At 71.9% G+C, this 20,228-nt stretch carries 17 protein-coding genes; 15 read left to right on the top strand and 2 right to left on the bottom strand.

Translation table 11 applies throughout. The features are described from left to right. Nucleotides 1-7 precede the first annotated feature (7 nt). The 13 genes from ACIF6F_RS01910 to ACIF6F_RS01970 all read left to right on the top strand — a co-directional run bounded on the left by ACIF6F_RS01910 (nucleotide 8) and on the right by ACIF6F_RS01970 (nucleotide 14,209). Nucleotides 8-1,699 (top strand): UDP-N-acetylmuramoyl-L-alanyl-D-glutamate--2,6-diaminopimelate ligase, encoded by a 1,692-nt coding sequence (locus tag ACIF6F_RS01910; protein ID WP_399939784.1) that lies wholly within the window; start codon nucleotides 8-10, stop codon nucleotides 1,697-1,699. Continuing rightward, nucleotides 1,696-3,114, top strand: a complete 1,419-nt coding sequence (gene murF / locus ACIF6F_RS01915; protein WP_399939786.1) for a UDP-N-acetylmuramoyl-tripeptide--D-alanyl-D-alanine ligase — start codon at nucleotides 1,696-1,698, stop codon at nucleotides 3,112-3,114. The genes ACIF6F_RS01910 and murF overlap by 4 nt, the downstream gene beginning before the upstream one ends. Next, on the top strand, nucleotides 3,111-4,181 hold the full coding sequence (gene mraY, locus ACIF6F_RS01920) for a phospho-N-acetylmuramoyl-pentapeptide-transferase (protein ID WP_399939789.1): 1,071 nt from the start codon (nucleotides 3,111-3,113) through the stop codon (nucleotides 4,179-4,181). The genes murF and mraY overlap by 4 nt, the downstream gene beginning before the upstream one ends. Then, nucleotides 4,163-5,590, top strand: a complete 1,428-nt coding sequence (gene murD, locus ACIF6F_RS01925) for a UDP-N-acetylmuramoyl-L-alanine--D-glutamate ligase (protein ID WP_399939792.1) — start codon at nucleotides 4,163-4,165, stop codon at nucleotides 5,588-5,590. Before mraY ends, murD begins: the two co-directional genes overlap by 19 nt. A 57-nt stretch (nucleotides 5,591-5,647) precedes the next feature. Then, complete coding sequence (ftsW, locus tag ACIF6F_RS01930) at nucleotides 5,648-7,015, top strand: putative lipid II flippase FtsW (protein ID WP_399939794.1); 1,368 nt, start codon at nucleotides 5,648-5,650, stop codon at nucleotides 7,013-7,015. A gap of 6 nt (nucleotides 7,016-7,021) precedes the next feature. Then, nucleotides 7,022-8,116: an undecaprenyldiphospho-muramoylpentapeptide beta-N-acetylglucosaminyltransferase gene (gene murG / locus ACIF6F_RS01935; protein ID WP_399939796.1), complete on the top strand. Its 1,095-nt coding sequence runs from the start codon at nucleotides 7,022-7,024 to the stop codon at nucleotides 8,114-8,116. 18 nt (nucleotides 8,117-8,134) lie between these two features. Next, nucleotides 8,135-8,953 carry a cell division protein FtsQ/DivIB gene (locus tag ACIF6F_RS01940; RefSeq protein WP_399939798.1) on the top strand — a complete coding sequence of 273 codons (819 nt, stop codon included), beginning with the start codon at nucleotides 8,135-8,137 and terminating at the stop codon, nucleotides 8,951-8,953. 288 nt (nucleotides 8,954-9,241) lie between these two features. After that, a complete protein-coding gene (gene ftsZ / locus ACIF6F_RS01945) occupies nucleotides 9,242-10,459 on the top strand; it encodes a cell division protein FtsZ (RefSeq protein ID WP_399939801.1) in 1,218 nt (405 codons plus the stop codon). Continuing rightward, the gene (gene pgeF / locus ACIF6F_RS01950; protein WP_399939803.1) at nucleotides 10,456-11,184 is read left to right on the top strand and encodes a peptidoglycan editing factor PgeF; all 729 of its coding nucleotides are present in this window, start codon (nucleotides 10,456-10,458) and stop codon (nucleotides 11,182-11,184) included. The genes ftsZ and pgeF overlap by 4 nt, the downstream gene beginning before the upstream one ends. 3 nt (nucleotides 11,185-11,187) lie before the next feature. Further along, nucleotides 11,188-11,907 carry a YggS family pyridoxal phosphate-dependent enzyme gene (locus ACIF6F_RS01955; RefSeq protein ID WP_399939806.1) on the top strand — a complete coding sequence of 240 codons (720 nt, stop codon included), beginning with the start codon at nucleotides 11,188-11,190 and terminating at the stop codon, nucleotides 11,905-11,907. Nucleotides 11,908-12,047: 140 nt separating this feature from the next. Continuing rightward, nucleotides 12,048-12,656, top strand: a complete 609-nt coding sequence (locus ACIF6F_RS01960; RefSeq protein WP_399939808.1) for a cell division protein SepF — start codon at nucleotides 12,048-12,050, stop codon at nucleotides 12,654-12,656. A gap of 82 nt (nucleotides 12,657-12,738) precedes the next feature. Further along, nucleotides 12,739-13,035 (top strand): YggT family protein, encoded by a 297-nt coding sequence (locus ACIF6F_RS01965; RefSeq protein WP_399939810.1) that lies wholly within the window; start codon nucleotides 12,739-12,741, stop codon nucleotides 13,033-13,035. Nucleotides 13,036-13,084: 49 nt separating this feature from the next. Continuing rightward, entirely contained in the window at nucleotides 13,085-14,209 is a 1,125-nt protein-coding gene (locus ACIF6F_RS01970) for a DivIVA domain-containing protein (RefSeq protein WP_399939813.1), read from the top strand. A 233-nt stretch (nucleotides 14,210-14,442) separates the two neighbouring features. On the opposite strand, the gene ileS is transcribed toward ACIF6F_RS01970, so the two are convergent. Beyond that, nucleotides 14,443-17,607: an isoleucine--tRNA ligase gene (ileS, locus tag ACIF6F_RS01975; RefSeq protein ID WP_399939816.1), complete on the bottom strand. Its 3,165-nt coding sequence runs from the start codon at nucleotides 17,605-17,607 to the stop codon at nucleotides 14,443-14,445. A 528-nt stretch (nucleotides 17,608-18,135) separates the two neighbouring features. Beyond that, nucleotides 18,136-19,086, bottom strand: a complete 951-nt coding sequence (locus ACIF6F_RS01980) for a hypothetical protein (protein ID WP_399939818.1) — start codon at nucleotides 19,084-19,086, stop codon at nucleotides 18,136-18,138. Here ACIF6F_RS01980 and ACIF6F_RS01985 point away from each other — a divergent pair. Together ACIF6F_RS01985 and lspA are read left to right on the top strand one after the other, a co-directional pair. After that, nucleotides 19,076-19,522 carry a TraR/DksA family transcriptional regulator gene (locus ACIF6F_RS01985; protein ID WP_399939820.1) on the top strand — a complete coding sequence of 149 codons (447 nt, stop codon included), beginning with the start codon at nucleotides 19,076-19,078 and terminating at the stop codon, nucleotides 19,520-19,522. The genes ACIF6F_RS01980 and ACIF6F_RS01985 overlap by 11 nt on opposite strands. A 138-nt stretch (nucleotides 19,523-19,660) precedes the next feature. Next, entirely contained in the window at nucleotides 19,661-20,218 is a 558-nt protein-coding gene (lspA, locus tag ACIF6F_RS01990; RefSeq protein ID WP_399939823.1) for a signal peptidase II, read from the top strand. The last annotated feature ends 10 nt before the right edge of the window (nucleotides 20,219-20,228 follow it).

The raw sequence follows: 20,228 nt of genomic DNA on the forward strand, positions 1-20,228 counted from the left end.
ACCACCAGTGACGACCATCACCCAGGACCCCGGGAACCAGAGCGCCGGAGGCCCCTCAATTCCCGGCGGGCCCGGTGCGCCCGGTACGCTCACCGCCGTGCCCCACGCTGATCAGCCCAGAACCACCCAGAAAGACGCCCCGGCAGCGCCGCCGGGAGCGCCCCGGCCCGCGTACGCCCGCCCGACCCCCCTGGGCGAGCTCGCCGCGCTGCTGGGCATCGGAGCCCCCGCACCGGCCGACGCGCCGATCACGGGCATCACCCACGACTCCCGCGCCGTGCGCCCGGGCGACGTCTACGCGGCCCTGCCGGGCGCCCGCCTGCACGGTGCGGACTTCGCCGCCCAGGCCGCCTCGCTGGGCGCCGCCGCCGTCCTGACCGATCCCGCCGGTGCCGAGCGCGCAGCCGCGACCGGCCTGCCGGTCCTCGCCGTCGAGGACCCGCGCGGCCGGATGGGCGAACTGGCCGCCGCGATCTACGGACACCCCGGCACCGGTCTGCTGCAGATCGGCATCACCGGCACGTCCGGCAAGACCACCACGGCGTACCTCGTCGAGGGCGGCCTGCGCGGCGCCGGCCACCACACCGGCCTGATCGGCACGGTGGAGATGCGCATCGGCGACGAACGCATCAAGTCCGAGCGCACCACCCCCGAGGCGACCGACCTCCAGGCGCTGTTCGCGGTGATGCGCGAACGCGGCGTCGAGTCCGTCGCCATGGAGGTCTCCAGCCACGCCCTCGTGCTCGGCCGGGTCGACGGCTGCGTCTTCGACGTCGCCGTCTTCAACAACCTCAGCCCCGAGCACATGGAGTTCCACTCCGGCATGGAGGACTACTTCCAGGCCAAGGCGCAGCTCTTCACCGAGCGCCGCGCCCGCCTCGGAGTGGTCAACGTCGACGACGAGTACGGCCGCCGCCTGGCCAAGGAGGCCGCCATCCCGGTGGTGACCTTCTCCGCCGAGGGGGACGCCGGCGCCGACTGGCGCGCCGAGGACGTGGTCTCCGGCCCCGTCGGCAGCACCCTGACGATCGTCGGGCCCGACGGCGTGCGCGTCCGCGCCGCCGCCCCGCTGCCCGGCCCGTTCAACGTCGCCAACACCCTGGCCGCCGTGGTCACCCTGGCCGCCGCCGGGATCGACCCGCAGACCGCCGCCGACGGCGTGGCCGCCGTCCCCGGTGTGCCGGGCCGCCTGGAGAAGGTGGACGCGGGCCAGCCGTACCTCGCCGTGGTCGACTACGCGCACAAGACGGACGCCGTCGAATCGGTCCTGCGCGCGCTGCGCAAGGTCACGGAGGGCAGGCTGCACCTCGTCCTCGGCTGTGGCGGCGACCGCGACCAGACCAAGCGCGCCCCCATGGGAGCCGCCGCCGCGCGGCTGGCCGACACCGCCGTGCTGACCTCCGACAACCCGCGCTCCGAGGACCCCCTCGCCATCCTGGCCGCGATGTTCGGGGGCGCCGTCTCCGTGCCCGCCGCCGAACGCGGCGAGGTGCTCGTCGACGCCGACCGCGCCGCCGCCATCGCCGCGGCCGTCGCCCGGGCCCGGCCCGGCGACACCGTGCTCGTCGCGGGCAAGGGCCACGAGCAGGGCCAGGAGACCGCCGGAGTCGTACGGCCCTTCGACGACCGCCAGGTGCTCCGCGCCGCGATCGAGCAGTCCCAGCAACAGCAGGCCCGACAGGCCGAGGTGAAACAGTGATCGCCCTCTCCCTCGCCGAGATCGCCGACATCACCGGCGGGCGGACGCACGACATACCGGACGCCTCCCGCGCGGTCACCGGCTCCGTCGTCATCGACTCCCGCCAGGTCGAACCCGGCGGGCTGTTCGCCGCGTTCGCCGGCGAGCACGTCGACGGACACGACTACGCCGAGCGGGCCGTCGCCGCGGGCGCCGTGGCCGTGCTGGCCGCCCGGCCCGTCGGCGTACCCGCCATCGTGGTGGACGACGTCGAGACGGCGCTCGGCGCCCTCGCGCGCGCCGTCGTCGGCCGTCTCGGCACCGACGTGGTGGCCCTGACGGGCTCCGCGGGCAAGACGTCCACGAAGGACCTGATCGCCCAGGTCCTCCAGCAGCACGCACCCACCGTGTGGACCCCGGGCTCGCTCAACAACGAGATCGGGCTGCCGCTGACCGCCCTCAAGGCGACCGCCGAAACCCAGCACCTCGTCCTGGAGATGGGTGCCCGCGGCATCGGCCACATCCGCTACCTCACCGGACTGACCCCGCCCCGCATCGGCCTCGTCCTGAACGTGGGCACCGCCCACATCGGCGAGTTCGGCGGCCGCGAGCAGATCGCCCAGGCCAAGGGCGAGCTGGTCGAGGCCCTGCCGGCCGAGAGCGAGGGCGGCGTGGCCGTGCTCAACGCCGACGACCCGCTGGTACGGGCCATGGCCGCCCGTACCAAGGCGCGCACCGTCTTCTTCGGCGAGGCCGAGGACGCCGACGTACGCGCGAGCGAGGTCCGCATGACGGACCGGGGACAGCCTTCCTTCACACTGCACACACCCACCGGGTGCAGCGACGTGACCTTGCGGCTGTACGGTGAGCACCACGTGTCGAACGCGCTCGCCGCGGCCGCCGTCGCCCACGTGCTGGGCATGTCCGTCGACGAGATCGCCACCGCGCTCTCCGGCGCGGGCACGCTCTCCCGTTGGCGGATGGAGGTCACCGAGCGCGCCGACGGCGTGACGGTCGTCAACGACGCCTACAACGCGAACCCCGAGTCCATGCGGGCCGCGCTCCGCGCGCTTGCCGCGATGGGCGACGCCGCCAAGGCGGCGGGGGGCCGCACGTGGGCGGTGCTCGGTCCGATGGCCGAGCTCGGAGACGAGTCGCTCGCCGAGCACGACGCGGTCGGGCGGCTCGCCGTCCGGCTCAACGTGAGCAGGCTCGTGGCGGTCGGGGGCAGGGAAGCCTCCTGGCTGCAACTGGGCGCATATAACGAGGGTTCGTGGGGTGAGGAGTCGGTGCTCGTGTCCGACGCGCAGGCGGCGGTCGACCTGTTGCGCAGGGAACTGCGGCCGGGGGACGTCGTGCTGGTGAAGGCTTCCAGGTCGATCGGTCTGGAGCGGATCGCACAGGCACTGCTTGAGGGCGAGGGTGCCGGCCGATGAGGCAGATCCTGTTCGCCGGTGTCATCGGTATGTTCCTCACGATCATCGGCACCCCGCTGCTGATCAAGCTGCTGGCCCGCAAGGGCTACGGCCAGTTCATCCGGGACGACGGCCCGCGCGGCCACCTCGGCAAGAAGGGCACGCCCACCATGGGCGGCATCTCCTTCATCCTGGCGACGCTCGCCGCGTACGCCCTGACGAAGGTGATCACGTCCAGCCAGCCGACGTTCTCCGGCCTGCTGGTGCTCTTCCTGATGGCGGGCATGGGCCTGGTCGGCTTCCTGGACGACTACATCAAGATCGTCAAGCAGCGGTCGCTGGGCCTCCGGGCCAAGGCCAAGATGGCCGGTCAGCTGATCGTCGGCATCGCCTTCGCGGTGCTGGCGCTCCAGTTCTCCGACTCCCGCGGCCTGGCCCCGGCCTCCACCAAGCTGTCCTGGGTCTCGGACTTCGGCTGGTCGATCGGCCCGGTGCTGTTCGTGGTCTGGGCGCTGTTCATGATCCTGGCCATGTCCAACGGCGTGAACCTGACGGACGGTCTGGACGGCCTGGCCACCGGCGCGTCCGTCATGGTCTTCGGCGCCTACACCTTCATCGGCGTCTGGCAGTACCAGGAGTCCTGCGCCAACGCGGAGACCCTGACCAACCCGGCCGCCTGCTTCGAGGTGCGCGACCCGCTGGACCTCGCGATCGTGGCCTCCGCCCTCATGGGAGCCTGCTTCGGCTTCCTGTGGTGGAACACCTCCCCGGCCAAGATCTTCATGGGCGACACCGGCTCGCTGGCCCTCGGCGGCGCCCTCGCCGGCCTCGCCATCTGCTCGCGCACCGAGCTGCTGCTGGCGCTCCTGGGCGGCCTGTTCGTGCTCATCACCATGTCCGTGGTGATCCAGGTCGGCTCCTTCCGCCTCACCGGCAAGCGGGTCTTCCGGATGGCACCGCTCCAGCACCACTTCGAGCTCAAGGGCTGGTCGGAAGTGCTGGTCGTGGTCCGCTTCTGGATCATCCAGGGCATGTGCGTGATCGTGGGCCTCGGTCTCTTCTACGCGGGATGGGCAGCCGACAAGTGACGTCCTGGCAGGGCATGAACATCACCGTCGCCGGTCTCGGCGTGAGCGGCATCAGCGCCGCCCGCGCCCTGGCCGGCTTCGGCGCGCACGTGACGGTCGTCGACGGCGGCGACAGCGAGGCGCACCGCCTCCGGGCCGCCGAGGTCGAGGGCCAGGGGATCGCCGTACGCCTCGGCGACGCCGAAACCCTCCCCGAGGGCACCGACCTGGTCGTCACCTCGCCCGGCTGGAAGCCGTCCAGCCCGCTCTTCGAGGCCGCCGCGGCGGCCGGGGTCGAGGTCATCGGGGACGTGGAGGTCGCCTGGCGGCTGCGAGGCCCCGGGGCGGCGCCCTGGCTGGCCATCACCGGCACCAACGGCAAGACCACGACCACCCAGATGCTGGCCTCGATCCTGAAGGCCGCCGGCCTGCGCACCGCAGCGGTCGGCAACATCGGCACCCCGATCGTCGACGTGGTCCTCGGTGAGCAGGAGTACGACGTGCTCGCCGTCGAACTCTCCAGCTACCAGCTGCACTGGGCGCCCAGCGTGCGCGCCCACTCCGCGGCTGTCCTCAACCTCGCCCCCGACCACCTCGACTGGCACGGCTCCATGGAGGCGTACGCCGCCGACAAGGGCCGGATCTACGAGGGCAACACGGTGGCCTGCGTCTACAACGTGGCCGACAAGGCCACCGAGGACCTGGTCGTCGAGGCGGACGTGGAGGAGGGCTGCCGGGCCATCGGCTTCACCCTCGGCGCCCCGGCCCCCTCGATGCTCGGCGTCGTCGACGGCATCCTCGTCGACCGCGCCTTCGTCGAGAACCGGCAGAAGAACGCGCAGGAGCTGGCCGAGGTCTCGGACGTCAACCCGCCCGCCCCGCACAACATCGCCAACGCCCTCGCGGCGGCGGCCCTGGCCCGCGCCTTCGGCGTCGAGCCGCGCGCCGTGCGCGACGGACTGCGGAACTTCCGCCCCGACGCGCACCGGATCGCGCACGTGGCCGAGGTCGGCGGGGTCACGTACATCGACGACTCCAAGGCCACCAACACCCACGCCGCCGAGGCCTCCCTGGCCGCCTACGAGTCCATCGTGTGGATCGCCGGCGGGCTGGCCAAGGGTGCGACCTTCGACGAGCTGGTGGCCACCTCCGCCAAGCGGCTCCGCGGCGCCGTGCTGATCGGCGCCGACCGGGAGCTGATCCGCGAAGCGCTCGCGCGACACGCCCCCGAGGTCCCGGTCGTCGACCTCGACCGGACCGACACTGGGGCGATGCTTGCGGCGGTCCGGGAAGCGGCCCGGCTCGCGCAGCCCGGCGACACGGTCCTGCTGGCCCCCGCCTGCGCCTCCATGGACATGTTCGTGAACTACGGCAAGCGCGGCGACGCCTTCGCCGACGCCGTGCGCGAACTGGCCGCGGAGAGCGCGTAGGTCCGGGGGCGGGTCCCTCCGGCCGGCTGCTCGTCCAGAGTGGAGGGGAACAGACAGATGCAGCGCGTGGCGGTGGGCGCGGGCAGGCGCCCGTCGGTGCCCAGGGCTCCCAGAACGCTGGGCCGCAAGCGGTCCGGACGGCCGCAGAAGCCGTCCGGGCGCGGCCCGTTCGAGCGGGCGCGGCGGACCTACCGGCAACTGCGCCGCACCTGGGACCGGCCGCTCACGGCCTATTACCTGATCTTCGGCAGCGCGCTGCTGATCACCGTCCTCGGCCTGGTGATGGTCTACTCGGCCTCGATGATCACGGCCCTCCAGAAGGGCCTGTCCGCCTCGTACTTCTTCCAGAAGCAGCTCTTCGCCGCCCTGCTCGGCACCGGACTGCTGCTGGCCGCCTCCCGGATGCCGGTGAAGCTGCACCGGGCGCTGTCCTACCCGGTGCTGGCCGGAACCGTGTTCCTCATGGTGCTCGTCCAGGTGCCCGGGATAGGGGTCTCGGTCGGCGGCAACCAGAACTGGATCTCCCTCGGCGGCCCCTTCATGCTCCAGCCCAGCGAGTTCGGCAAGCTGGCGCTGATCCTCTGGGGCGCCGACCTGCTCGCCCGCAAGGGCGACCGAGGCCTGCTGACCCAGTGGAAGCACCTCCTGGTGCCGCTGATCCCGGTGGCCTTCCTGCTGCTGGGACTCATCATGCTCGGCGGCGACATGGGCACCGCGATGATCCTCACCGCGATCCTCTTCGGCCTGCTCTGGCTGGCGGGCGCCCCCACCCGCCTGTTCGTCGGCGTACTCGCGCTCGCCGGCCTGATCGTCGCGGTCCTCATCAAGACCAGCCCGCACCGCATGGACCGGCTCGCCTGCCTCGGCGCCACCGACCCCGGCAAGGGGGACCTGTGCTGGCAGGCCGTGCACGGGATCTATGCTCTGGCCTCGGGCGGATGGTTCGGTTCCGGCCTTGGCGCCAGTGTGGAAAAATGGGGACAACTGCCCGAAGCCCACACCGACTTCATCTTCGCCGTCACCGGGGAGGAACTGGGGCTGGCGGGGACGCTGTCGGTGCTGGCCCTGTTCGCGGCTCTAGGCTATGCGGGTATCCGCGTGGCCGGACGCACGGAGGACTCCTTCGTCAGGTATGCCGCGGGAGGCGTGACCACCTGGATCACGGCCCAGGCCGTGATCAACATCGGTGCGGTGCTCGGTCTGCTGCCGATCGCCGGGGTCCCGCTCCCGCTGTTCTCCTACGGGGGGTCGGCCCTGCTGCCGACCATGTTCGCCATCGGGCTGCTCATCGCGTTCGCGCGTGAGGAGCCGGCGGCACGCGCGGCGCTCGCCATGCGCCAGCCGAGGTTCGGCTGGAAGCGGGCCGGGCTGAGATGGAAGTCGATGAGACGGCGCGTCAAGAAGCGTCCGTCCGGAGAGCGGTGAATTTCGGTGCATGTCGTACTCGCCGGTGGGGGGACCGCCGGCCACATCGAGCCGGCGCTCGCCCTCGCGGACGCCCTGCGCAGGCAGGACCCGAGCGTGGGCATCACTGCCCTCGGCACGGAGCGCGGACTCGAGACCCGTCTGGTGCCCGAGCGCGGTTACGAGCTGGGGCTCATCCCCGCCGTGCCGCTGCCCCGCAAGCCCACACCCGAGCTGATCACCGTCCCGGGTCGGCTGCGCGGCACGATCAAGGCCGCCGAGCAGATCCTGGAGCGGACCAAGGCCGACTGCGTCGTCGGCTTCGGCGGGTACGTGGCCCTGCCGGGCTACCTGGCCGCCAAGCGGCTCGGCGTGCCGATCGTGGTCCACGAGGCCAACGCCCGGCCCGGCCTGGCCAACAAGATCGGCTCCCGGTACGCGGACGCCGTCGCGGTCTCCACGCCCGACAGCAAGCTCCGCAACGCCCGCTACATCGGCATCCCGCTGCGCCGCTCCATCGCCACCCTCGACCGCGCCGCGGCCCGCCCCGAGGCCCGCGCCGCGTTCGGCCTGGACCCGAACCTGCCGACCCTGCTGGTCTCCGGCGGCTCGCAGGGAGCCCGGCGCCTCAACGAGGTCGTCCAGGGCATCGCGCCGACCCTCCAGCGCTCCGGCATCCAGATCCTCCACGCGGTCGGCCCGAAGAACGAACTGCCGCGCGTGGACAACATGCCCGGGATGCCGCCCTATGTGCCGGTACCGTACGTGGACCGGATGGACCTCGCGTACGCCGCCGCCGACATGATGCTGTGCCGCGCGGGCGCGATGACCGTCGCCGAACTCTCCGCCGTCGGGCTCCCCGCCGCGTACGTCCCGCTGCCGATCGGCAACGGCGAGCAGCGGCTCAACGCCCAGCCGGTGGTCAAGGCCGGCGGCGGCCTGCTCGTCGACGACGCGGACCTGACCCCGGAGTGGATCCAGAGCCAGGTCCTGCCCGTGCTCGCCGATCCGCACCGGCTGTACGAGATGTCCCGCTCCGCCGCCGAGTTCGGCCGCCGGGACGCCGACGAGCTGCTGGTCGGCATGGTGTACGAGGCGATCGCAGCCCACAGGAACCGCTGACGCAGGAGGCGAGCAGGAGTGGCCGGACCGACGACCGCGGAACGCGGTGGACCGAAGGCGTCGAAGCCCGCAGGGGCGGCGAAGTCCTCGAAGCCGTCCGCGTCCGGCCCCTCCGGCACCTCCCGCGGCCTCTGGTTCCGCCGGAGGCCCGTGCTGCTCGGCCTGGCCGCCGCCGTGCTCCTCGCCGGCGGCGGCACCTGGGCCCTGTACGGCTCCTCCTGGCTGCGCGTCGAGAAGGTCGGCATCACCGGCACCGAGGTGCTCACTCCCGAACAGGTCCGGGTGGCGGCTGCCGTGCCGCTCGGCGCGCCGATGGCCGCGGTGGACACCGACGAGATCGAGGCCCGGCTGCGCGGCCGGCTACCGCGGATCGATTCGGTCGACGTGGTGCGCGCCTGGCCGCACGGAATCGGTCTCAAAGTGACCGAGCGCAAACCCGTCCTGCTCATTGAAAAGGGCGCCAAGTTCGTGGAAGTGGACGCTTCGGGCGTCCGGTTCGCCACGGTGCCGAAAGCCCCCGAGGGCGTACCCGTACTGGAATTGACGGCGAAACGGTCACCGAGTCTGCGCCGCTTCGACGAGGAGCGGCTGCTGCACGAGGCGGTGGGCGTCGCCGACGACCTCCCGGCGGCCGTGGCCAGGGACACCAGGGTGGTTCGCGTGCGCTCGTACGACGCCGTCGTACTGGAGTTGACCGGCGGCCGGACCGTCATGTGGGGGAGTCCCGAGCAGGGGGCCGCGAAAGGCCGTGCGCTCACCGCCCTGATGAAAGCCGCGGGCTCCGCACGGCACTTCGACGTGAGCGCCCCCACGGCCCCGGCGGCCTCCGGGAGTTGACGCGGGGTCGAACAGGGAAGCACCCTGGTTGGCCAGGGATATGGGTGATCACATAGGGTGAAAAGAAAAACGGGAGGTTCGGCGTGTTCGTTGAACGCGCGCCACTTGTCGACTTAGTGTCCTGTCCGGAAGAGTCCAAGGGACAGACACACTGTTAACCCTAAACTTCAGGGTTAGGGTTCGGGTCGGCGAGTCAGGCTGGTCGGGCCGTCCCATTTTTCGGCATCAGTCGTCGCACCGCAGGCCCGCGAGGCGGCGACACGTAACTCGAGGCGAGAGGCCTTCGACGTGGCAGCACCGCAGAACTACCTCGCAGTCATCAAGGTCATCGGTGTCGGCGGCGGTGGTGTCAATGCCATCAACCGAATGATCGAGGTCGGCCTCAAGGGCGTCGAGTTCATCGCCATCAACACCGACGCCCAGGCGCTGTTGATGAGCGACGCCGACGTCAAGCTCGACGTCGGCCGCGAACTGACCCGCGGCCTCGGCGCCGGCGCCAACCCGGCAGTCGGCCGCAAGGCGGCAGAGGACCACCGCGAGGAGATCGAGGAGGTCCTCAAGGGGGCCGACATGGTCTTCGTCACCGCCGGAGAGGGCGGTGGCACCGGCACCGGCGGCGCCCCGGTCGTCGCCAACATCGCGCGCTCGCTGGGCGCCCTCACGATCGGCGTGGTCACCCGCCCGTTCACCTTCGAGGGCCGCCGCCGCGCGAACCAGGCGGAGGACGGCATCGCCGAGCTCCGCGAAGAGGTCGACACCCTCATCGTCATCCCGAACGACCGGCTGCTGTCCATCTCGGACCGCCAGGTCAGCGTGCTCGACGCGTTCAAGTCCGCGGACCAGGTGCTGCTCTCCGGCGTCCAGGGCATCACCGACCTGATCACCACCCCGGGTCTGATCAACCTCGACTTCGCCGACGTGAAGTCCGTGATGTCGGAGGCCGGCTCGGCCCTCATGGGCATCGGCTCCGCCCGCGGCGACGACCGCGCCGTGGCCGCGGCCGAGATGGCGATCTCCTCGCCGCTGCTGGAGGCGTCCATCGACGGCGCCCGCGGTGTGCTGCTCTCCATCTCCGGCGGCTCCGACCTCGGTCTCTTCGAGATCAACGAGGCGGCCCAGCTGGTCAGCGAGGCTGCCCACCCGGAGGCGAACATCATCTTCGGCGCCGTCATCGACGACGCCCTGGGAGACGAAGTACGGGTCACCGTGATCGCGGCCGGCTTCGACGGGGGCCAGCCCCCGGCCCGCCGGGACAACGTGATCGGCGCCGCGTCCACCAAGCGCGAGGAGCCCCCGGCCCCGGTCCGCCCGGCCGAGCCGGTCCGCCCCGCCTTCGGCGGCCTCGGCTCGGTGACCCCGCGTGAGGAGCCCCCGGCCCCGGTCGAGGCGGCTCCGGTCGCCGAGGTCCCGGTCGCCCCGGCCGTCACCGCGCCCCAGGTCCCGACGGCCCGCCCCTACCAGGACAGCCCCGCCGAAGAGCTGGATGTCCCGGACTTCTTGAAGTGATAAGCGAGCGGCACCACGCGAGCGGCGCGCACTTCGCCTTCACCGACAGGTGGGGCGGGGTGAGCGCCGTTCCGTACGAGGAGCTCAACCTCGGCGGCGCGGTCGGCGACGACCCGGCGGCCGTCGGGTCGAACCGGGCGCTCGCCGCCGGGGCCCTGGGCATCGCGCCGGACCGGGTGGTCTGGATGAACCAGGTGCACGGCCGCGACGTGGCGGTGGTCGACGCCCCCTGGGGCGACACGCCACCGCCGGCCGTCGACGCGGTGGTCACCTCCCGGCGCGGGCTCGCCCTCGCCGTGCTGACCGCCGACTGCACCCCGGTCCTGCTGGCCGACCCCGTCGCCGGGGTCGCGGCCGCGGCCCACGCGGGCAGGCCCGGCCTGGTCGCCGGGGTGGTGCCCGCCGCGGTCGAGGCGATGGTGCGGCTCGGCGCGGAACCCTCCCGGATCACGGCCCGCACGGGCCCGGCGGTCTGCGGGCGCTGCTACGAGGTGCCCGCGGCGATGCGCGAGGACGTCGCCGCCGTGGTGCCCGAGGCCCACGCCACCACCAGCTGGGGCACCCCGGCCGTCGACGTGGTGGCCGGGGTGCACGCGCAGCTGGCGGCGCTCGGGGTGACCGACCTCAAGCGGTCTCCGGTCTGCACCCTGGAATCCCTCGACCACTTCTCGTACCGCCGTGACCGGATCACCGGGCGGCTTGCCGGATATGTCTGGTTGGACTGATCGATGACGGACCGTAAGGCGGAGCTCGCCGCCAACCTCGCGAGGGTGGAGGAACGCATCTCCACGGCCTGCGCGGGCGCGGGGCGCAAGAGGGAAGAGGTGACCCTCATCGTGGTCACCAAGACGTACCCCGCGAGCGACGTACGGCTGCTGGCGGAGCTCGGCGTCCGTCACGTGGCGGAGAACCGCGACCAGGACGCCGCCCCGAAGGCCGCGGCCTGTGCGGATCTGCCCCTCACGTGGCACTTCGTCGGCCAGTTGCAGACGAACAAAGTCCGTTCGGTGGCCGGTTACGCGCACGTCGTGCAGTCGGTCGACCGCCCCCGGCTCGTCACCGCCCTCTCGGCGGCGGCGGAGAAGGCCGGCCGTGAGCTCGGCTGCCTGGTGCAGGTGGCGCTCGACGCCGAGGAGGGCGGCCGCGGCGAGCGCGGGGGAGTGGCCCCCGACGGCGTGACCGAGCTGGCGGAACTGGTCGCGGCGGCCCCCGGACTGCGGATCGGCGGACTGATGACCGTCGCTCCGCTCACCGGCCCGTACGCGGGACGCGAACGCGCGGCGTTCGAGCGGCTGATGGAATTGTCATCCCGCCTGCGCGCCGACCATCCGGCTGCCACGATGGTCTCGGCCGGTATGAGCGGGGACCTGGAAGAGGCCGTGGCGGCGGGAGCGACACACGTGCGCGTCGGCACCGCGGTACTCGGAAGCCGACCCCGGCTCGGGTAACGTCGCGAAGCAAGTCGGACCACAGCAGAAAATATGGTCATTCCCGCCGATGGGCGGACAGGCCACGTGGATCGCGGGCGGTTGGAGCCCAGCGCCATCGGTGACGAGGGCGATCCACCACAGAGCGGAGGACTCAGAGAATGGCCGGCGCGATGCGCAAGATGGCGGTCTACCTCGGCCTCGTGGAGGACGATGGGTACGACGGCCCGGGGTTCGACCCCGACGACGAGTTCGAGCCCGAGCCCGAGCCGGAGCGGGACCGTCGGCGGCACGAGCCTCCGCACCAGGCCCCGGTTCGGGACGAACCGGTACGAGCCGTACAGCCTCCCGCGCAGCGTGAGCCCGCTCCGCTGCCCGTCGAAAGCGGACGTCCGGCGCGAATCGCCCCCGTGGCATCCATCACACCTGAACGCCCGAGCCAGGAGAAGAACGCACCGGTGATCATGCCCAAGGTCGTGTCCGAGCGGGAGCCGTACCGCATCACGACGCTCCACCCCCGGACCTACAACGAGGCCCGTACCATCGGGGAACACTTCCGCGAGGGCACCCCGGTGATCATGAACCTCACGGAGATGGACGACACAGACGCGAAGCGTCTCGTGGACTTCGCAGCCGGTCTGGTGTTCGGTCTGCACGGCAGCATTGAACGCGTGACACAGAAGGTGTTTCTGCTCTCGCCTGCTAACGTCGATGTCACGGCGGAGGACAAGGCCCGCATCGCAGAGGGCGGGTTCTTCAACCAAAGCTAGACCGATTGAGTAACACGACACCGGGATACGGGGCCCGGCCGATCGGCCGGACAGTGGGAGCAAGGGGAGAGGGAAGTACGGGATGGGCGTGGCACTGCAGGTGATCTACATCGCGCTGATGTGCTTCCTCATCGTGCTGATCTTCCGGTTGGTCATGGACTACGTCTTCCAGTTCGCCCGCTCCTGGGAACCTGGCAAGGCGATGGTGGTGGTCCTGGAGGCCACCTACACTGTCACCGATCCACCGCTCAAGCTTCTGCGGCGGTTCATTCCGCCGCTGCGTCTCGGGGGCGTGGCACTCGACCTGTCCTTCTTCGTGCTGATGATCATCGTTTACATCCTGATCAGCATCGTGAGCAACGTTGCGAGAAGCGTGTGAACGATCCGGTCTTGCCGACTGCCGACGACTACGTAGAGGTGAAGAAGAGATGCCGCTGACCCCCGAGGACGTGCGGAACAAGCAGTTCACGACCGTCCGCCTCCGAGAAGGCTATGACGAGGACGAGGTCGATGCCTTCCTCGACGAGGTCGAGGCCGAACTGACGCGCCTGCTGCGCGAGAACGAGGACCTCCGCGCGAAGCTGGCCGCCGCCACGCGTGCCGCCGCGCAGAACCAGCAGCAGCAGAACATGCGCAAGCCGGAACCCCAGGACCAGCGCGGCCCCGGCGCGCCCGTGCCCGCCGCCATATCCGGCCCGCCGGTCCAGCAGGGCCCCCCGCAGATGGGTCCGCCCCAGCTGCCGGGTGGCGCTCCGCAGCTCCCGCCGGGCCCGGGCGCGATGCAGCAGGGCCCCGGCCCGATGCAGCAGGGTCCCGGTCCGATGCAGCAAGGCCCCATGGGCGGCCCGATGCAGCCCCCGCACACCATGGGTGGCCAGAACCCGATGGGCCAGCCGATGGGCCAGCCGCCCATGGGCCAGCCGATGGGCCACCAGCCGCCCCAGCTGCCGCAGCCCGGCCAGGGCCCCGGTGGCGACAGCGCCGCCCGCGTCCTCTCCCTGGCGCAGCAGACCGCCGACCAGGCGATCGCGGAGGCCCGCTCCGAGGCCAACAAGATCGTCGGCGAGGCCCGTTCGCGCGCCGAGGGCCTGGAGCGCGACGCCCGCGCCAAGGCCGACGCCCTGGAGCGGGACGCGCAGGAGAAGCACCGCGTCGCGATGGGGTCCCTGGAGTCCGCCCGCGCCACGCTGGAGCGCAAGGTCGAGGACCTGCGGGGCTTCGAGCGCGAGTACCGCACGCGTCTGAAGTCGTACCTGGAGTCGCAGCTGCGCCAGCTGGAGACCCAGGCGGACGACTCCCTCGCCCCGCCGCGCACCCCGGCCACCGCCTCGCTGCCGCCGTCGCCGGCGCCGTCGATGGCTCCGGCCGGTGCGATGGGTCACACCATGGGTGGCGGTCCGTCGCCGATGGGTGCCCCGTCCTACGGCGGTCAGCAGCAGATGTCCCCGGCCATGACGCAGCCGATGGCGCCGGTGCGGCCGGCTGCGCCGCAGCCGATGCAGCAGGCTCCGTCTCCGATGCGGGGCTTCCTGATCGACGAGGACGACAACTGAGGACGACACTGACGTAATCGTCGGCAGTCTTTACGGGCCGGGCCCGGACCCCTTTGGGGAGTCCGGGCCCGGCCCGTTTGCGTTGGGGGTGGGGTGGGGGTGCGGTGCGGGTGGGGGGGCTGGTGCCGGGCCGGCTGCCAGGGGCTTCGTGAGGTGGGGTCTCCGTTTTCGGGGGAGGGGACATGGCTGTGGCCCGGACCCCGGGGTGGGGGCCGGGCCACAGGGGCGGGGAGTTACGCCTTGCGGAGGCGGAAGGTGAGGCCGAGGGCCTCGTCCTCGAAGGCGGCGCCGTACGAGTCGTCGGCCGCGCCGGACGCGAAGTCCGTGGCCAGGACCTCGTCCGCGATCAGAGCGGCGTGGTCCGTGAGGGCCGTGGTCAGCTCGGCGTCGGACGTGGACCAGCGGAGCGCGATGCGGTCGGCCACGTCCAGGCCGGAGTTCTTCCGGGCCTCCTGGATCAGCCGGATCGCGTCACGCGCCAGGCCCGCCAGCTTGAGCTCGGGCGTGATCTCCAGGTCCAGCGCCACCGTCGCGCCGGAGTCCGACGCGACCGACCAGCCCTCGCGCGGGGTCTCGGTGATGATGACCTCCTCGGGGGAGAGGGTCACGGTCTCGCCGTTGACCTCGACCGTGGCCTCGCCCGAGCGCAGCGCCAGCGACAGCGCGGCGGCGTCGGCGGCCGCGACCGCCTTGGCCACGTCCTGCACGCCCTTGCCGAAGCGCTTGCCGAGGGCCCGGAAGTTCGCCTTGGCGGTGGTGTCCACCAGCGAGCCGCCCACCTCGGACAGCGAGGCCAGCGAGGAGACGTTCAGCTCCTCGGTGATCTGCGCGTGGAGCTCGGTCGAGAGGGCCTCGAAGCCGGCCGCCGCGACCAGCGCCCGCGAGAGCGGCTGGCGGGTCTTGACGCCGGACTCGGCGCGGGTGGCGCGGCCCAGCTCGACGAGCCGGCGCACGAGCACCATCTGCTGCGACAGGGTGGTGTCCACGGCCGAGGCGTCCGCCTCCGGCCAGGAGGACAGGTGCACCGACTCCGGGGCGCCCGGCGTGACGGGGACGATCATGTCCTGCCACACCCGCTCGGTGATGAACGGCGTCAGCGGGGCCATCAGGCGCGTGACGGTCTCCACCACGTCGTGCAGGGTGCGCAGCGCCGCCTTGTCGCCCTGCCAGAACCGGCGCCGCGACCGGCGCACGTACCAGTTCGACAGGTCGTCGACGAAGGCGGACAGCAGCTTGCCGGCCCGCTGGGTGTCGTACGCCTCCATGGCCTCGGTGACCTGGCCGGTCAGCTGGTGCAGCTCGGAGAGCAGCCAGCGGTCGAGGACGGTGCGGTCGGCCGGGGCCGGGTCCGCGGCGGAGGGCGCCCAGTCCGACGTACGGGCGTACAGGGCCTGGAAGGCCACCGTGTTCCAGTACGTGAGGAGGGTCTTGCGGACCACTTCCTGGATGGTGCCGTGGCCGACGCGGCGGGCCGCCCAGGGGGAGCCGCCGGCCGCCATGAACCAGCGGACCGCGTCGGCGCCGTGCTGGTCCATGAGCGGGATGGGCTGGAGGATGTTGCCCAGGTGCTTGGACATCTTGCGGCCGTCCTCGGCGAGGATGTGGCCCAGGCAGACCACGTTCTCGTACGAGGACTTGTCGAAGACCAGGGTGCCGACCGCCATCAGCGTGTAGAACCAGCCGCGGGTCTGGTCGATCGCCTCCGAGATGAACTGCGCCGGGTAGCGCTTCTCGAAGATCTCCTTGTTCTTGTACGGGTAGCCCCACTGCGCGAACGGCATCGAGCCCGAGTCGTACCAGGCGTCGATGACCTCCGGGACGCGGACGGCGGTCAGGGAGCAGCCCTCGGCCGAGCAGGGGAAGGTGACGTCGTCGATGTACGGGCGGTGCGGGTCCAGCGCGGAGTGGTCCTGCCCGGACAGCTCGCTCAGCTCGGCGCGCGAGCCGACGCAGGTGAGGTGGTTCTCCTCGCAGCGCCAGATCGGCAGCGGGGTGCCCCAGTAGCGGTTCCGGGAGAGCGCCCAGTCGATGTTGTTGTTCAGCCAGTCGCCGAAGCGGCCCTGCTTGACCGACTCGGGGAACCAGTTGGTCTTCTCGTTCTCCCGCAGCATCGCGTCCTTGACGGCGGTGGTGCGGATGTACCACGAGGGCTGCGCGTAGTAGAGCAGCGCGGTGTGGCAGCGCCAGCAGTGCGGGTAGCTGTGCTCGTAGGCGATGTGCTTGAAGAGCAGGCCGCGGGCGTCCAGGTCGGCGGTCAGCTGCTCGTCGGCCTTCTTGAAGAAGACGCCGCCGACCAGCGGGACCTCCTCGCCGAAGGTGCCGTCGGGGCGGACCGGGTTGACGACGGGCAGGCCGTACGCGCGGCAGACCGCGAGGTCGTCGGCGCCGAAGGCCGGGGCCTGGTGGACCAGACCGGTGCCGTCCTCGGTGGTGACGTACTCGGCGTTGACCACGAAGTGGGCCGGCGCGTCGAAGGGCACCAGCTCGAAGGGGCGCCGGTAGTTCCAGCGCTCCATCTCCTTGCCGGTGAAGGTCTGGCCGGTGGCCTCCCAGCCCTCGCCGAGGGCCTTCTCCAGCAGCGGCTGGGCGACGACCAGCCGTTCCTCGCCGTTCGTGGCCACGACGTAGGTGACGTCGGGGTGGGCCGCCACGGCGGTGTTGGAGACGAGGGTCCAGGGGGTGGTGGTCCAGACGACCAGCGAGGCCTGGCCCGCGAGCGGGCCCGAGGTCAGCGGGAAGCGGACGTAGACCGAGGGGTCGACCACGGTCTCGTAGCCCTGGGCCAGCTCGTGGTCGGAGAGGCCGGTGCCGCAGCGGGGGCACCAGGGGGCCACGCGGTGGTCCTGGACCAGCAGGCCCTTGTTGAAGATCTCCTTGAGCGACCACCAGACGGACTCGACGTACTCGGGGTCCATCGTGCGGTACGCGTCGTCCAGGTCCACCCAGTAGCCCATGCGGGTGGTGAGGTCGGCGAAGGCGTCCGTGTGGCGGGTCACCGACTCGCGGCACTTGGCGTTGAACTCGGCGATGCCGTACGCCTCGATGTCCTGCTTGCCGTTGAAGCCCAGCTCCTTCTCCACGGCGAGCTCGACCGGCAGGCCGTGGCAGTCCCAGCCGGCCTTGCGGGCCACGTGGTAGCCGCGCATGGTCCGGAAGCGGGGGAAGACGTCCTTGAAGACGCGGGCCTCGATGTGGTGCGCGCCGGGCATGCCGTTCGCGGTGGGCGGGCCCTCGTAGAAGACCCACTCGGGGCGGCCCTCGGACTGCTCCAGCGTCTTGGCGAAGGTCTTGTTCTCGCGCCAGAAGTCGAGGACGGCGTGCTCCAGGGCGGGCAGGTCGACCTGGGCGGGCACCGGGCGGTACTGCGACGGTGTGGGCTGCTGGCTCTGCGTACTCATCGGGTGTGCTCTTCCTCCAACGGCGGGTCCATCTCCGTCGGAGGGACGAGAGCCTCGGCTCCCGCGGTACCACCCTCCTTGGCCCCCGGAGCGCCCTGGCGCGCCGGTGGCCCCCTCATTAGGGGCGCGGGCCGGTTCTACTGACCCGGGGCCCTGCGGGCGTCCTGGGCGTTCTTCCGGCGGCTCCGGGGTGATCCTTCACGTCGCGCTCGCCCCCGGGCTCACACCGTCCCCGGGTCGCTCCTGGCTGCGTACGACGCTACTCGTCCCCATCCATGCCTTCCGCTCGGCCCAGTGTAAGGGCCGGGGGGCGGGTCGGCAGACCGGTTTGTGCGGCGTCGGGCGGGGCGCTCGGGTGCGGTTCGGCCGGGGCGCGGGGGCGGCGGCCGGGTTGACCCGAACGGCCGACGCGCCCCTGCCGCGCCCCTCGGGGTCCCGGCACCGGATTACCCGGCCCTGAGCTGGGCACAACGGATGCAGGTCGGCCTCGGAGGACGTGCGCCCCGTTGCCGCGGGGTATGAGCCGATTTATCGTCCCAGCACGATTCGCGTGCAGATCACAATATGTGAAGGGGCCGCGGCCATGGTGGCGAAGAAGACCGCCGCGAAGAAGACGGCGTCCGCTGGGAAGAAGTCCACGGCCACGAAGGCGGCACCTTCGGAGGCCGTCTCCGGGAGCGCGCACGCGGCGAAGTCCGCGGCCCGGGCGCCGACGGACAGGGCCGCCGATCTCCCGGAGGTGACCGACCGGGCGGTGACGGGCGCGAGGGCGGCCAGGAAGACGCTGCCGGCCGGGACTCCCGTGCCGGAGGCGGCACCGAAGAAGAGCATGGCCAAGGCCGTGGAGCCGGCGCGGGGCAAGGCGGGCACGTCCGGGACCGCGGTGAAGAGCACCTCGGCGAGCACCGCGCCGAAGGGCAGGGCGAAGGCGGCGCCGAAGAAGGCAGCCAAGGGGAAGGCCGGCCCTTCGGAGGCCGTCTCCGGGAGCGCGCATGCGGCGAAGTCCGCGGCCCGGGCGCCGACGGACAGGGCCGCCGACCTGCCGGAGGTGACCGACCGGGCGGTGACGGGGGCGAGGGCGGCCAGGAAGACGCTGCCGGCCCGGGCGTCGGCAGCCGTGGAGGAGCCGGCCGGGGACCCGGCCGCGGACCCTCCGGCCGCCGGCGCGGCCGTGAAGACCGGCTCGGCGAAGAAGGCGACGGCCGCCGGGACCACCAAGGGCGCGGCGGTGGGCAGCACTGCCGCGAAGAGCAGCGGGAAGAAGGCCTCGGCGGCCGCCGGCAGGAGGGCCGCGGCGAAGAACGGCGCCACCAGGGAGGCCGCCGGCAGGGCGGCCGTGAAGAAGGCCCCGGCCAGGACGGCCGCGGCCTCGGGGGCGGCACCGACCGCCGAAGAGACGGGAGCCGGGACAGTGGTTGCCAAGAAGAGCAGCGGCACGGGCAGGGCCGCTACGGCCAGGAAGACGGCCGTGGCCGCCACCAGCGGCCTTCCGAAGGCCGGGGCCACCGCGGTGGCCCCCGGTGAGCTGGCGGTCCGGCCGGGCGAGGACCCGTGGACCCCCGCCGAGGTCGCCGAGGCCAGGGCCGAGCTGATGAGCGAGATCCTGCGGCTGCGCGAGGAGCTGCACCACTCCGAGGAGGCGATCACCGGCCTGATGCGCGACTCCGGCGACGGCGCGGGCGACGACCAGGCCGACACCGGTACGAAGAACATCACGCGGGAGCACGAGCTGGCCCTGGCCTCGAACGCCCGCGAGATGCTGGAGCAGACCGAGCGCGCCCTGGAGCGCCTGGACGCGGGTACGTACGGCGTCTGCGAGAACTGCGGCAACCCCATCGGCAAGGCCCGCATGCAGGCCTTCCCGCGCGCCACCCTGTGCGTGGAGTGCAAGCAGAAGCAGGAACGGCGGCACTGAGGCCGGCCGCTGCGGTGTCGTCCGGGTCACGTCCACGCCGCCCCGCGGTCCCGCCACCCCGTGGCGGCCGTGACGTACCCTCGTGTTCTGATCGGGCACCTTCTGGCGGCCCCGAGGACCTGAATTCGAGGGATTCACGTGGCAGAGGCGGAGGGCGTCATCGGTACGCCGGACATCGGGGAAGCCCAGCCTGAGGCGGACCGGCCCAAGGGGCGGCGCCGGATCGCTGCGCTGCTGGTGGTCGCACTGGTCGTGTACCTGCTCGACCTCGGCAGCAAGATGCTGGTGGTCGCGAAGCTGGAGCACCAGGCGCCGATCGAGATCATCGGCGACCTGCTGAAGTTCGAGGCGGTCCGCAACCCCGGCGCCGCCTTCGGCTTCGGCGAGGCCTTCACGATCATCTTCACGCTGATCGCGGCGACCGTGATCGTCGTCATCGTGCGGATCTCGCGCAAGCTCTACAGCCTGCCGTGGGCCATCGCGCTCGGCGGGCTGCTCGGCGGCGCGCTCGGCAACCTCACCGACCGGATCTTCCGCTCGCCGGGCGTCTTCCGCGGCGCTGTGGTGGACTTCATCGCACCGGCCCACTTCGCCGTCTTCAACCTCGCGGACTCCGCCATCGTCTGCGGTGGAATCCTGATCGTCCTGCTCTCCTTCAAGGGTCTGGACCCGGACGGAACGATCCACAAGGACTGAACGCGTCCGG

The sequence above is a fragment of the Streptomyces sp. NPDC086023 genome (assembly GCF_044540325.1).
Lineage (GTDB): Bacteria > Actinomycetota > Actinomycetes > Streptomycetales > Streptomycetaceae > Streptomyces.